The organism is Sorangium sp. So ce128, assembly GCF_051525245.1.
Lineage (GTDB): Bacteria > Myxococcota_A > Polyangia > Polyangiales > Polyangiaceae > Sorangium > Sorangium cellulosum_B.
In genome coordinates this window covers 7,161,186-7,173,198 of the sequence record NZ_CP150313.1, presented here as the reverse complement: position 1 = coordinate 7,173,198, position 12,013 = coordinate 7,161,186, and the positions used below count along the sequence as shown (strand labels likewise).

Sequence of the window (12,013 nt, the reverse complement as noted above, 5' to 3'; positions counted from 1 at the left end):
CCGGCTCCGGTGCGGGCCGGCGCTCGGGTTCGCGGGGCCCTACCCCGCCGGCCCCCCGCACGACACCCCCTCCCCCGCTGGCTCTTTGTGAAAGGGGGGGAGAGAGGGGGGCGAGGAACCTTGATGACGTCGTTCGGGGGGCGCTCGCACGTTCCTGGCGCAACCGGGAAGGTGGTAGCGCTCGGTGAGCGGTTCGTGGTTCACTCCCAGCAGTCATGTTCTGGCGCCGCAAGAAGGGCCCTGCCGCTCCGCCGCAGATCGGCTGCTTCGGCAAGCTGCCCGCCACGGGCGATTTCATCCGGCTGAACGCAGGTGGAGAAGAGCTCGCGGCCTTCGACCGCTGGCTGGGCGCGTCCATCGATTTCGCCCGGCGCGCCATGGGCGCCCATTTCGATGCGCACTACCAGACGGCCCTGGGCCTCTTCGTCTTCCACGGCGAACCGAAAGGCGACGAGCCGCCCACCCGCGGGCTCGTGGGCGCCTGGGCCGCCAGCGGCGATAACGCCGGGCGGCTCTACCCGATGGTGGTGTTCGGGTCCTACGATTACGATCAACTCGTCTCCGCCGGGCCGTCGCTCCCCATCACCCTGTTCCCCCTCCTCGCCGCCGCCCACGACGCCGCGACGAACGGCAGGACCCTGCCCGTCGACGCCTTCCTCCACCGCGTCTCCCAGATCACGCCGCCGTCGCTCGACGACCCCGACGCGGCGCACGCCGCCTACCGCGCATGGCTGAAGACCCAGCCGATGAAGGCGCTCTGGGACGCTGGCTTCGGCACCGACGCGAGCCGCTTCTGGGTGCTGCAGAACATCCTCGACTCGGTGATCCCATTCCGCGGTCAGGAGCTCCCGAGGACAGGGCTCGCCCTCAGGCTGCCGCTCGGCGCAGGAGACGCCTACGCCGCCGCCGTGTGGATGGACATGACCCGCCGCCTTTCGAAATGGGGACGCACGGTGATGAACGCGTTCTGGACACCACAGCACACCCTGCTCCTCCACCTCGGTACCCCCCACGTGGGCTCGTTCCGCGAGATGATCGCGCCCACCACCCAGGCCGAGCACATCGCCGACCTCTGCGGACCCCCTCGCGTCGAGGAGCACGTTTCCCGACATGCGCTCGGACCAGAGCTCGACGCGCTCGTCGCCCGGACCGACCTGTCGCTCGACAGCTTCCTGGAAGCCCTCGGCTGAGCCGATGCCCGAGCCGAAGGCACCCGCTCCACCCCGCGCGCGGCCGCTCCGGTGCGCCGCCCGGCTCACCGCCGAAGTCGCCGTGCAGCCGTCGTGCGGTCGTCGTGCAGTCGTCGTCTGATTCGCCGTCCACACCCAGGACGCCTTGATATCCTGCGCGCCCCATGGCCGCTGAAGACGCCATCCAACAATCCAAAGAGCGGATCGAGGCGCTGTACGCGCCCATCAACGGCGGCGTCGGCGCCGACGTCACCTACGACGAGGCGTTCGAGGGCCTCAAGAACGAGGTCGACAAGCTGCAGTCGCTCGCGGGCGGCAAGGTCGACTGGGGGCGCATCGCGAGCGTCGCCGATGAGCTCCTGAGCGAGAAGTCCAAGGACTTCCGCGTCGCGCTCTACTACGCGGCGGCGAAGTCGCAGATCGACAAGCTGCCCGGTCTGCTCGACGGGCTCGTGCTCGTGCAAGAGCTGAACAACGCGTTCTGGGACACCATGTATCCCGCGATCAAGCGGCCCAAGGCGCGCGGCAACCTGTGCGCCTGGTTCGGAGACCTCGCGGCAGGGACGCTCACCGGCATCACCGTCACCGCCGCGGACCGCGACCTGGTGAACGCCATCGACCAGGTGAGCCGCGCCCTGGACGTCGACCTCGCCGACAAGCTCGGCGACGCGTACGGAGGGCTCGGCCCGCTCAGGAACGCGATGCGCAGCCTCGTCGCGAGCCTGCCCGCGGAGGCGCCGCCCCCGCCTCCTCCGCCGCCGCCCCCGCCGCCTCCTCCTCCGCGGGTCGAGCCGCCGAAGACCGAGGCGCCGCCGGCGGCCACGGCAGCGGCCGCCGCGCCGCCGCCCGCGCCCGCGCCCGTCGCCGCCGCGGGCGATCCGGCGCTCAGCCTCGAGGCGATCGTCGACGAAGACTCCGCGCTCGCCGCCCTCGGCAAGTGCTCGCCCCTGATGGCGCGCGCGGGCGACGCGCTGCGGGCGGCGGATCCGAAGCGGGCGTCCGCGTACCGCATCCTCCGGGTCGGGCTCTGGGTCGACCTCCTCGACGATCCGGGCGCGTCGTCTCCGACGGGCAGCACGGCGATCCCGCCGCCGCCCGAGCACGTGCTGCAGACGCTCCCGGCGCTCACGACCCAGGGGGCGTTCGCCGATCTGCTGCAGGTCGCCGACGAGTACGCGCAGAGCTACCCTCTCTGGCTCGATCCGCACAGGTACGTCGCGAACGCGCTCGATCAGCTCGGCGACGACTACGCCGACGCCAAGCGGGCGGTGCTCGTCGAGGTGGGCGCCCTGCTGCTCCGCGCGCCGCTCCTGCCGACCCTCAAATTCAGCGACGGCACGCCGTTCGCCGACGGCGAGACGCAGGCCTGGCTCTCGTCCGAGGTCGCGGCCGCGCTCGGCGGCTCGGGTGCGAGCGGCGCCGCAGCGCCGGCGAGGCCGCGGAGCTACCTCGACAAGCCGCTCTCCGAGGCCCGAGGGCTCGTCGCGAACCAGCAGCCCATCGACGCGATGGCGCTCCTCGAGAAGGCCGCCGCCGCGGCTCCGACGGCGCTGGACCGCTTCCGCGTGAGGCTCGCGATGGCCCAGATCAACATCGAGCTGTCCCAGTTCCTCGTGGCGCGGGCGCAGCTCGAGGCGCTGGAGCACCTCGTCGACCACCACCGACTCACCACCTGGCAGCCGGATCTCTGCGCGGAGCTCTACGCCGCGCTCCACACGTGCTACCGGGTCCTGAACCAGGGCTACGAGGCGACCCCCGAGGCCAAGGCGAAGGAGACGCTCTGCTTCGAGCGCGTCTGCCAGCTCGACGCGGCGCTCGCCTTGAAGATGTCGCTGGGGGAGTAAGCGGATGGCCAGGGTGGCCAGGGTGGGCAGCGTGGCAAAGACGGGGATGCACGTCGCGCCGAGAAGCTTGCCCGAGGGGCGGGGGTTTTGTTCTATGCTCGTTCGGCCTGCGGGCGCTCCGCCCGCTGCTGACGGGGAAAGGAGCCTACGATGAGCGGATCGAAAGAGGGATCGGTCGCGCCGAAAGAGCGCGTGAACATCACGTACAAGCCGGCCACCGGGAACGCGAAGGAGGACGTCGAGCTGCCGCTGAAGCTCCTGATGCTCGGCGACTACACGCAGCGGCCGGATCCGCGGCCCCTCGAGGACCGCAAGCCCATCAACGTGGACAAGGACAACTTCCAGAAGGTCATGAGCGAGCAGAAGCTCGCGCTCACCTTCAACGTGAAGGACGTCCTGTCCGAGCAGGAGAACAGCGAGCTCACGGTCAACCTCAAGTTCCGCCGGCTGAGCGACATGGAGCCCGAGGCGATCGCGAACCAGGTGCCGGAGCTCAAGAAGCTGCTCGACCTGCGCGCCGCGCTGACGGCCCTCAAGGGCCCGCTCGGAAACGAGAAGGCGTTCCGCAACAAGATTCAGCAGATCCTGAGCGACCCGGCTCAGCGCAACAAGATCGTGAGCGAGCTCGGGCTCGACAAGGAAGGGGAGTGAGCGATGGCGACGGAGACACAGGCCGCGGGGAGCGCGGGCGTCCAGACCCTCGAGGGGGGGTCGCTGCTCGACGAGATCCTCGCCGAGACGAAGATGACGCCCGGCGACGAGGGGTACGAGATCGCCAAGCGGGGCGTGCAGGCCTTCATCTCGGAGCTCGTCGCCCCGCGGCGCGAGGGCGAGAAGGTCGACAAGGCCTTCGTCGACGCGCTGATCGCGGAGATCGACGTCAAGCTGTCGCGGCAGATCGACGAGATCCTCCACGACCCGAGCTTCCAGAAGCTCGAGTCCGCGTGGCGCGGCCTCAAGTTCGTCATCGACCGGTGTGACTTCCGCGAGAACGTCAAGGTCGAGATGCTCAACTGCTCCAAGGAGGACCTCCTCGCCGATTTCGAGGACGCCCCCGAGGTGCCGAAGAGCGGCCTCTACAAGATCGTCTACTCGGCCGAGTTCGGGCAGTTCGGCGGCAAGCCGGTCGGCGCGATCATCGCGAACTACGAGTTCGGCCCGGGCCCCCAGGACATCGCGCTCCTCCAGAAGTGCGCCGCGGTCGCGACGATGTCGCACGCGCCCTTCATCGCGGCGGCCGGGCCGCAGTTCTTCGGCCTGAAGGACTTCCAGGGGCTGCCCAACCTGAAGGACCTCAAGGCGCTCTTCGAGGGGCCGCAGTACACGAAGTGGAACGCGTTCCGCGAGACCGAGGACGCGCGCTACGTCGGGCTCGTGATGCCGCGCTTCCTGCTCCGCCTGCCCTTCGGCGCGAACACCGTCCCGGTGAAGGCGTTCAACTACGAGGAGGACGTGGTCGGCAAGCACGACGCGTACTGCTGGGGCAACGCGACGTACGCCTTCGCCACCCGGCTCGCCGACAGCTTCGCCAAGTACCGCTGGTGTCCGAACATCATCGGCCCCCAGGCGGGCGGCTCCGTGGAGAACCTGCCGCTTCACCAGTACGAGGCGATGGGCGAGATCCAGACGAAGGTGCCGACCGAGATCATGCTCACCGAGCGGCGCGAGTTCGAGCTCTCCGAGGAGGGCTTCATCGGGCTCACGTTCCGCAAGGACTCGGACAACGCCTGCTTCTTCTCGGCCAACTCCGCCCAGAAGGCGAAGTTCTTCGGGCAGAGCGACGAGGGCAGGGCGGCCGAGATGAACTACCGGCTCGGCACGCAGCTGCCGTACATGTTCATCATGTGCCGCATCGCGCACTACCTGAAGGTGCTGCAGCGCGAGCAGATCGGTACGTGGAAGGAGCGCGGCGATCTCGAGAAGGAGCTCAACGACTGGATCGGCCAGTACGTCGCCGATCAGGACGTGGTCTCCGCGGCGACCCGCGGGCGCAGGCCGCTCCGCAAGGCGAGGATCATCGTGACCGAGGTGCCGGGGAACGCCGGCTGGTACAAGGTCGACATGCAGGTGCGCCCGCACTTCAAGTACATGGGCGCCTTCTTCACGCTGAGCCTCGTCGGCAAGCTCGACAAGGAGTGACCCGCCGGCCACGGCGCCGCCGCCATGCGGGGGTGCCAGGCCGCGGCGCGGGGGTGCCAGGGCGCGCCGCCGGGGGGAAGGCTACCCTCCACGGCGCGCCGGCCCACCGCTCCCGCTTGGACGAGCTCGCCTGCCGGCGTAGGCTCGGGCCCATGAGAACGCTCTCCAGGATCTGCGTTTACTGCGGGTCGAACCCCGGCGCGTCGCCGGCCTACCGCGAGGCGGCCGTGCGGCTCGGTGAGCTCCTCGCGGCGAGAGGGATCGGGCTCGTGTACGGGGGGGGCCGCGTCGGGCTCATGGGCGCGGTCGCCGACGCGGTGCTCGCGCGCGGCGGTGAGGTGATCGGCGTCATCCCGCACTTCCTCAACCAGCGGGAGATCGAGCACCGCGGGCTGACCGAGCTCCGCGTGGTCGAGACGATGCACCAGCGCAAGGCGGAGATGGCCGCCCTCGCGGACGCCTTCATCGCCCTGCCGGGGGGCGTCGGGACGCTGGAGGAGCTGTTCGAGGTGTGGACATGGACGCAGCTCGGCTCTCAGGAGAAGCCGGTCGGGCTGCTCAATGTGGCGGGGTATTACCGCCCGCTGATCACGTTTCTGGATCACGTCGTGGCCGAGCAGTTCATGAAGCCGGCCCACCGCGCCGTGCTGCAGGTGGCCGACGATGCGGCGGCCCTGCTGGAGCTGCTCGCCGCATGGTACCCGCGCGCCGAGCACAAGTGGATGACGCCCGGCGAGCGGTAGGCGCCGCGGCGCCGTGGGATGCGCGCCGCTGCCCCTTCAGAGCACGCGCGCGAGGACCACGACCGAGTAGCCGACCGCCGGCTGCTTGCCGGGGTTGTTGTACGAGTGGCGCTGATCGCCGCGGAACACGGCGACGTCGCCGGAGCCGAGCGTGAACCGCTCTCCGCTGACCACGAGCTGGAGCTCCCCCGACTCGCACGTCAGGTACTCGCGGGTGCCGGGGGTGTGCGGGACGCCCGTCATCCGCCCGCCCGGGGGGATCGCGATGCGATCCATCTCCATGCCCGGGATCGGGTCCGGCAGGAGCTTGCGGACGAGCGCCTGCCCGGGAGAGCGCGTGGGGAGCGTGTCCCGCGCGTAGAGCTGGCACGTGGCGCGGGGCGCGGAGAGCATCTCCTCGATGGAGACCTGGAGCGCGGCGGCGGCCCGGTGCAGCACGCCGAGCGTCGGGTTCGCCGCGCCGGACTCGAGGTGCGCCCAGGTCGCCCGCGGCACGCCGGCGAGCTTGGCCAGCTGCTGCTGCGTCAGCCCGCGCGCCTCGCGCAGCTGCTTGATGTTCTTCGCTAGCCGCCCCGCGAGCTCCGCGTCCTGGTCCATGCCCGGAGAGTAGCACTCTTCCAGGATATTGGAGCCCGCTCCAACGCGAGAACCCGCGCGGATTAGGCTGGTGTCGAGGAGGAAGGCACCATGAACGACGAATCGACCGGAAGCGAGGCGCTGATCCAGGCCGAAGCGAGCTCCCACCCGTCGCTCCCCCGCGCCGCGCGGGGCGAGCGGTTCGCGCCGCGGGCGGCGCTGGTCACCGGGGCGAGCCGCGGGCTCGGCGCCGCGCTCGCCAGGGAGCTCGCCCGGCAGGGCGCGAAGGTGGTCCTCGTGGCGCGCGAGCGCGGGCCGCTCGAGGCCGTCGCGGCCGAGATCGCCGCGCAGGGCGGGGAGGCGCACGCGCTCGCGGCGGACATCGGGGACAAGGGCCAGACGCACGCGATCGCAGGCGCGGCGGCGGCGCTGATCGGGCCGATCGACCTGCTCATCCACAACGCGAGCACGCTCGGCAAGACGCCGCTGCCGATCCTGCTCGACACGGAGTGCGAGGATCTCGGGCGCGTGCTCGAGGTCAACGTGGTCGGCCCGTTCCGCCTGACGAAGGTGGTCGCCGGCGCGATGGCGCTGCGGCGGCGCGGGGTCGTCGTCCACATCAGCTCGGACGCGGCGGTGAACGCCTATCCGCGGTGGGGCGCTTACGGCGCCTCGAAGGCGGCGCTCGATCACCTGAGCCGCACCTGGGCCGCCGAGCTCGAGGGGACGGGCGTCGCGTTCTACGCGGTGGATCCGGGCGAGATGAACACCCGGATGCACGCGGAGGCCATCCCCGACGCCGACCCGAGCACGCTGGCCGATCCAGCCGACGTGGCGAGGCGCATCGTCGCGCTCGTCGGCCGCGCCGGCGAGGTGCCGAGCGGCGCGCGCCTCGAGGCCGCGCGCCTGCAGGAGGCGCCATGAGCCCCGCCACATGGCCCCGCGAGAACCCGCTCGAGGAGCGGCTCCTCCACGTGGACCCGCGAGCGGGGCGCCTGCGCGACGCGCGCATCGCGGATCTGCCCGCGCTCCTCGAGCCGGGCGATCTCCTGGTCGTCAACGACGGCGCCACGCTGCCGGCGTCGCTCCACGGCGCGACCGAGCGCGGCGCGGCGGTCGAGGTGCGCCTCATCGGCGAGCTGTCCGAGGGGCGCTACTCGGCCCTGCTGTTCGGCGCCGGCTCCTTTCGCACGCGCACCGAGGAGCGCCCGGCGCCGCCCGCCCTCGGCCCGGGGGACGCGGTGACGTTCGGAGAGGACCTGTCGGCCACGGTCGAGCGCGTGTCCCCTGCCTCGCCGCGCCTCGTCGAGATCGCCTTTCGCGAGCGGGGCGCGCCGCTCTGGTCGGCGCTCTACCGGCGGGGGCGCCCGATCCAGTATGCCTACGTCGCGGCCCCGCTCGCGATCTGGCACACGCAGACGCGCTACGCGAGCCGGCCTCTCTGCGCCGAGCTCCCCTCGGCCGGCCGGCCGCTCGTCTGGGGGCTGCTGCTCGAGCTGATCCGCCGCGGCGTGCGCGTCGCCTCGCTCACGCACGCCGCCGGGATCTCGTCGACGGGCGAGCCGGCCCTCGACGCCCTGCTGCCCTTGCCGGAGCGCTTCGACATCCCGGAAGAGACGGTGGCGGCGGTGCGCGAGGCCAAGGCGCGCGGTCGCCGCGTCATCGCGGTCGGCACGACGGTGACGCGCGCGCTCGAGGGCTGCGCTGCCCAGCACGGGGGTGAGCTCCAGGCAGGCCCGGGCGTCACCGATCTGGTGCTCCACCCCGGCTTCCGGCCGAGGGTGGTCGACGGGCTCTTGACCGGCGTGCACGATCCGACAGAGAGCCACTTCCGGCTCCTCGAGGCCTTCGCGCCTGCCTCGCTGCTCCACCGCGCGAACTCCTATGCGGAGGAGGCAGGGTATCTCTGTCACGAGTTCGGCGACTCCTATCTTGTCCTGAGCTGACGCGGGCGACGGAAAATCATCGCGCGGAAACCACGGCGAAACCGCTGTCCGCACATCATCAACCGTGTTGCGTGTCGGGCTCGGCCGGCGCGGCGAGCCCGAGCGCAGCCGCCTTCCCGGGCACTCTCGTGACCAGAGGGCGTGTGGTAGGGCCGCCCCGACGTCGGGGGTCGGTGGGATTCGTCCGGCGTTGCAGTCGCCTCGGAGCCATCCATGGAAGGAAATCCGGTTCGGGTCAGTTTCGTTGCAGGTTCCGCCGGGGAGTGGCGGGTCGAGAGGACGGTCCTGGTGCGAGGCGAGGAGATGCCCGCGGCGCCGCGGCTGCAGCGCGTCGAGGGGAGCAGCTTCGTCGCGCCGCCGGGAGCGGCCTGGGTCCTGAACGGCGTGAGGAGCAACGAGCGCTACGTCGAGCTCGAGGAGAGAAAGCGCCTCGTCGCCGTCCAGGAGGACCTGGGCCGGGCGTCGAGCACGCAGGCGGCGCTGATCCCGCTCAGGAAATCGAAGGCGTGGTGGGCGCTCGCGCAGGACGAGCGGCGGGCCATCTTCGAGGCGAGATCGCGCCATATCAAGATCGGGCTGGAGTACCTGCCGGCCGTGGCGAGGCGGCTCTACCACAGCCGGGATCTCGGCGGCCCGTTCGACTTCCTGACCTGGTTCGAGTTCGCCGAGGGCGACGCCGGCGCCTTCGACGAGCTCGTGGGCAGGCTGCGCGAGACGGAGGAGTGGTCCTACGTGGAGCGGGAGATCGAGGTGCGGTTGTCGCGCGCATAGTACGGAGTCGGCCCGCGACGGCCGACCCGTCTTTGCGAGCGTTCTCGCCTCGACTCGAGATCTGCTGCAACCCGAGCACGCCGACAGAACGAAGAGGGCGCCCAGGTTGCCCCGGGCGCTCTCCACGCTGTCGCAATCACTCGCAGGCGTGCGTCGTCGTGTTGCACGTGGCCGGCGAGGTGCAGCTCGAGTCGTCGTTGCACTCGACGCACGTGCCAGCCGCGAGCCCGCTGCCGCACACCGTCTTGCCAGGCAGGCCGTCTGCGGTGCAGTCGGTGCCCGCCGGCGCCATCGAGAAGTTCGGCGTGGCCGGCGTGCCCGTGCACGCGGGGTCCGTCAAGCAGACGGTCGCTGACACCGGGAGATCGGTGACGTCATCGTCCGTCGTGGGGCTGCCGGCGCCGTTGCACACGCGCCTCTGGCAATCGCCCGGCGTCTGCCCGGACGGCACCTCCGTGCCCGCTGCGTAGCGCTGGCAGGCGCCCGCACCGTCGCAGAACCCGTTGGTCCCGCACGACGCCGCGCCCGTGTCCGGGCACTCGTCGTCCGGATCGCCGCCGGCCGCGATGTAGCCGCAGGCGCCGTCGACGCCGCGGAGTTTCTTGGCCGCGGAGCACGCCTGGCAGGCGCCGGTGCACGCCGTGTTGCAACAGACGCCGTCAACGCAGCGCGCGCTGGAGCACTCGGCGTTGGTCACGCAGGGCGCGCCGTCCGGCTTGGCCGTGCAGGTGCCGCCGCTGCAGAAGCCCGTGGTGCAGTCGTCCGCGACGCCACACGTCTTCCCGACACCGCACCTGTTGCAGGCCGGAGCGCCCTGGAAGGACGCGCCGCCGCAGTCGACGTCGGTCTCGTTGCCGTTCTTGTCGGTGTCCATGCAGCTGGGCGTCGCGCACAGGCCGGCCGTGTTGCAGTAGCCGCTCGCGCAGTCCGAATCGAGCGCGCACTCCAGGTCGTCGGCGCAGGGCGCGCAGCCGGAGCCGGCGTCGATGCCGCCGCAGTCGACGTCGGTCTCGCCGCCGTTCAGCGCGCCGTCGGTGCAAGACACGTCCACGCACGTGTGCGTGCCCATCGGATCGCAGACCTGGGGCGCGGTGCAGTGGGTGTCCGCGAGGCAGCCGACGCAGGCGCCGTTGCCGTCGCAGACCTTGCCGCCGGTGGTGCAGCTCGTGCCAGCGGTCTTCGGTGCGCTGCCCGGAGAGCCGCCCGGGCACGTGCCGACGTTGCATTCGTCGTCGGCCGGCTTGTCGGTGTCGTCGCGGATCGACGTCGTGCCACCGTCGCCATCGCAGACCTGCTGCTTGCAGTCACCCGCCTCCTGGCCCGCCATCGTGGCGGTGCCGTCGGGCACGCTGGTCGTGCCGCAGCACCGTGCTTCGCACGTGGCCTTCACGCACTCCGTGGCCGGGGTCGGGCAGTCGCCGATCGTGTCGCACGGTGTCGCGCCGCCGGCGCACGTCATTGAGCCGCCGGTGCCGCCCGCGCCGCCGGAGCCGCCGGAGCCGCCCATGCCGCCGGTGCCATCCGAGCCGCCGGTGTCTGACGACGAGCTGGCGCTGCTGCTCGTCGTCGTGCCGCCGCCGGAGCCACCGGCTCCGCCGGCGCCGCCAGCACCGCCCGTGTCGGAGATCTGGCTGCGATCGACGGCGACGATGAGCTCGCAGCCGGTCACGTTCACCGTGAGCGCGCCCGCCGCGAGCACCAACGCAGGGAAGAACGTCGTTTTCTGGTTCATGCCAACAAGCACATTGGCCAGGGGCCAGACCTGACCTGAGGCGGAGCCTACAGCAAAAGGCACAAGGAATCGCCGGCTTTCTCTTGCGATTAGAGTCGGTAACGTCCGGCACCGCCCGCGGCCCAATCGCGCCTTGGCCGCGGCGCCGAGCTCCGCGTCAGGCGCGCCGCTCTGAAGGGCGGCCGGTTGCGCCCACATCGGGCCACAGCGGAAGAGGACCCAGCCGCCCGGGAGGCATGAACCCAGCGCGGGTCGACCGCCGACGCCCGAGGTGCGAGAGCTCGCGCCGGGCGCCCTGTTTTCACCACGCGAGGGGGACGCGGCCAGTGCGCGCCCTTGACCGCCGCTCGTTCATGAGTAAATAAACATTTACCTGATGCCGGGAGACGGGAAAAAAGAGACGCGGCGGGCGCTCCTCGACGCCGCCGCCGAGGAGTTCGCGCGGCATGGGCCTGACGGGGCCCGCGTGCACGCCATCGTGGGGCGCGCCGGGGTCAACGAGCGCATGATTTACCATCACTTCGGGAGCAAGGAGGGCCTCTACCGCGCGGTCCTCGAGGACCAGTGGTCCGGCCTCATGGAGGGGTGGCGGCCGGCGCTCGAGGCGTCGGCGGCGCTCGAGCCGCGCGAGGGTCTCTGGCACGCGTTCACGATGTTCTTCCGGCTGCTCCTCTCGCGCCCCCTGTGCATGCCGCTCGCGATGCACGAGGCGATGAGCGGCTGGCAGGCCGCGCCGCCCGCGACGCTCGCGATGCTGCCGTCGCAGCTGCGCGATCTCTACGAGCGAGGTCAAGCCAGCGGGGTGTTCCGGCGCGACTGCGAGTTCGAGCTCCTGTATTGCACCGTCGTGGGCGCGCTGGCCGGGATCGGCATCTTCGGGCCGCGCTTCTCGGACTTCCGGGCGCGCCTCTCGTGTGATCTCGAGCTCGCCGCGCGCCTCGGCGAGCAGACCGTGAGCCTCGTGCTGGACGGCGTGACCACGCCTGGATGGGGCGGCCAAGCGGGCACCGGAGAGACCACGTGACGTGAGCCTCGTTCGTCCGTCGCCGCCCACAGGTCGTCGCTGAACCAT

11 protein-coding genes are annotated in these 12,013 nt (G+C 71.3%); 9 read left to right on the top strand and 2 right to left on the bottom strand.

The annotated features are described in order from the left end of the window. The first annotated feature begins 215 nt into the window (after positions 1-215). From tagF to WME82_RS27190, 5 genes are all read left to right on the top strand, one after another. Positions 216-1,190, top strand: a complete 975-nt coding sequence (gene tagF, locus WME82_RS27210; RefSeq protein ID WP_437739408.1) for a type VI secretion system-associated protein TagF — start codon at positions 216-218, stop codon at positions 1,188-1,190. 164 nt (positions 1,191-1,354) lie between these two features. Next, positions 1,355-3,034, top strand: a complete 1,680-nt coding sequence (gene tssA / locus WME82_RS27205; protein WP_438037676.1) for a type VI secretion system protein TssA — start codon at positions 1,355-1,357, stop codon at positions 3,032-3,034. Positions 3,035-3,184: 150 nt separating this feature from the next. Then, entirely contained in the window at positions 3,185-3,685 is a 501-nt protein-coding gene (gene tssB, locus WME82_RS27200) for a type VI secretion system contractile sheath small subunit (protein WP_272093886.1), read from the top strand. A 3-nt stretch (positions 3,686-3,688) separates the two neighbouring features. Beyond that, positions 3,689-5,173: a type VI secretion system contractile sheath large subunit gene (gene tssC, locus WME82_RS27195; RefSeq protein ID WP_437739406.1), complete on the top strand. Its 1,485-nt coding sequence runs from the start codon at positions 3,689-3,691 to the stop codon at positions 5,171-5,173. Positions 5,174-5,325: 152 nt separating this feature from the next. Next, a complete protein-coding gene (locus WME82_RS27190) occupies positions 5,326-5,916 on the top strand; it encodes a TIGR00730 family Rossman fold protein (RefSeq protein WP_437739405.1) in 591 nt (196 codons plus the stop codon). A gap of 36 nt (positions 5,917-5,952) precedes the next feature. Here WME82_RS27190 and WME82_RS27185 read toward each other — a convergent pair whose 3' ends face one another. Beyond that, on the bottom strand, positions 5,953-6,513 hold the full coding sequence (locus WME82_RS27185; protein WP_437739404.1) for a helix-turn-helix domain-containing protein: 561 nt from the start codon (positions 6,511-6,513) through the stop codon (positions 5,953-5,955). Between the two features lie 90 nt (positions 6,514-6,603). On the opposite strand from WME82_RS27185, the gene WME82_RS27180 reads away from it, so the two are divergent. The 3 genes from WME82_RS27180 to WME82_RS27170 all read left to right on the top strand — a co-directional run bounded on the left by WME82_RS27180 (position 6,604) and on the right by WME82_RS27170 (position 9,209). Next, positions 6,604-7,416 (top strand): SDR family NAD(P)-dependent oxidoreductase, encoded by an 813-nt coding sequence (locus tag WME82_RS27180; RefSeq protein ID WP_438037675.1) that lies wholly within the window; start codon positions 6,604-6,606, stop codon positions 7,414-7,416. After that, on the top strand, positions 7,413-8,438 hold the full coding sequence (locus WME82_RS27175) for an S-adenosylmethionine:tRNA ribosyltransferase-isomerase (protein ID WP_438037674.1): 1,026 nt from the start codon (positions 7,413-7,415) through the stop codon (positions 8,436-8,438). Before WME82_RS27180 ends, WME82_RS27175 begins: the two co-directional genes overlap by 4 nt. A 213-nt stretch (positions 8,439-8,651) precedes the next feature. Then, positions 8,652-9,209: a chlorite dismutase family protein gene (locus tag WME82_RS27170; protein ID WP_438037673.1), complete on the top strand. Its 558-nt coding sequence runs from the start codon at positions 8,652-8,654 to the stop codon at positions 9,207-9,209. Positions 9,210-9,345: 136 nt separating this feature from the next. On the opposite strand, the gene WME82_RS27165 is transcribed toward WME82_RS27170, so the two are convergent. Beyond that, entirely contained in the window at positions 9,346-10,941 is a 1,596-nt protein-coding gene (locus WME82_RS27165; RefSeq protein ID WP_438037672.1) for a hypothetical protein, read from the bottom strand. 376 nt (positions 10,942-11,317) lie between these two features. Between WME82_RS27165 and WME82_RS27160 the strand changes: the two genes are divergently transcribed. Next, the gene (locus tag WME82_RS27160; RefSeq protein WP_438037671.1) at positions 11,318-11,965 is read left to right on the top strand and encodes a TetR/AcrR family transcriptional regulator; all 648 of its coding nucleotides are present in this window, start codon (positions 11,318-11,320) and stop codon (positions 11,963-11,965) included. Positions 11,966-12,013: the final 48 nt, after the last annotated feature.

Coding starts and splice junctions, on each gene's coding strand:
- tagF (WP_437739408.1), top strand. CDS start 216: ATGTTCTGGCGCCGCAAGAAGGGCCCTGCCGCTCCGCCGCAGATCGGC.
- tssA (WP_438037676.1), top strand. CDS start 1,355: ATGGCCGCTGAAGACGCCATCCAACAATCCAAAGAGCGGATCGAGGCG.
- tssB (WP_272093886.1), top strand. CDS start 3,185: ATGAGCGGATCGAAAGAGGGATCGGTCGCGCCGAAAGAGCGCGTGAAC.
- tssC (WP_437739406.1), top strand. CDS start 3,689: ATGGCGACGGAGACACAGGCCGCGGGGAGCGCGGGCGTCCAGACCCTC.
- WME82_RS27190 (WP_437739405.1), top strand. CDS start 5,326: ATGAGAACGCTCTCCAGGATCTGCGTTTACTGCGGGTCGAACCCCGGC.
- WME82_RS27185 (WP_437739404.1), bottom strand. CDS start 6,513: ATGGACCAGGACGCGGAGCTCGCGGGGCGGCTAGCGAAGAACATCAAG.
- WME82_RS27180 (WP_438037675.1), top strand. CDS start 6,604: ATGAACGACGAATCGACCGGAAGCGAGGCGCTGATCCAGGCCGAAGCG.
- WME82_RS27175 (WP_438037674.1), top strand. CDS start 7,413: ATGAGCCCCGCCACATGGCCCCGCGAGAACCCGCTCGAGGAGCGGCTC.
- WME82_RS27170 (WP_438037673.1), top strand. CDS start 8,652: ATGGAAGGAAATCCGGTTCGGGTCAGTTTCGTTGCAGGTTCCGCCGGG.
- WME82_RS27165 (WP_438037672.1), bottom strand. CDS start 10,941: ATGAACCAGAAAACGACGTTCTTCCCTGCGTTGGTGCTCGCGGCGGGC.
- WME82_RS27160 (WP_438037671.1), top strand. CDS start 11,318: ATGCCGGGAGACGGGAAAAAAGAGACGCGGCGGGCGCTCCTCGACGCC.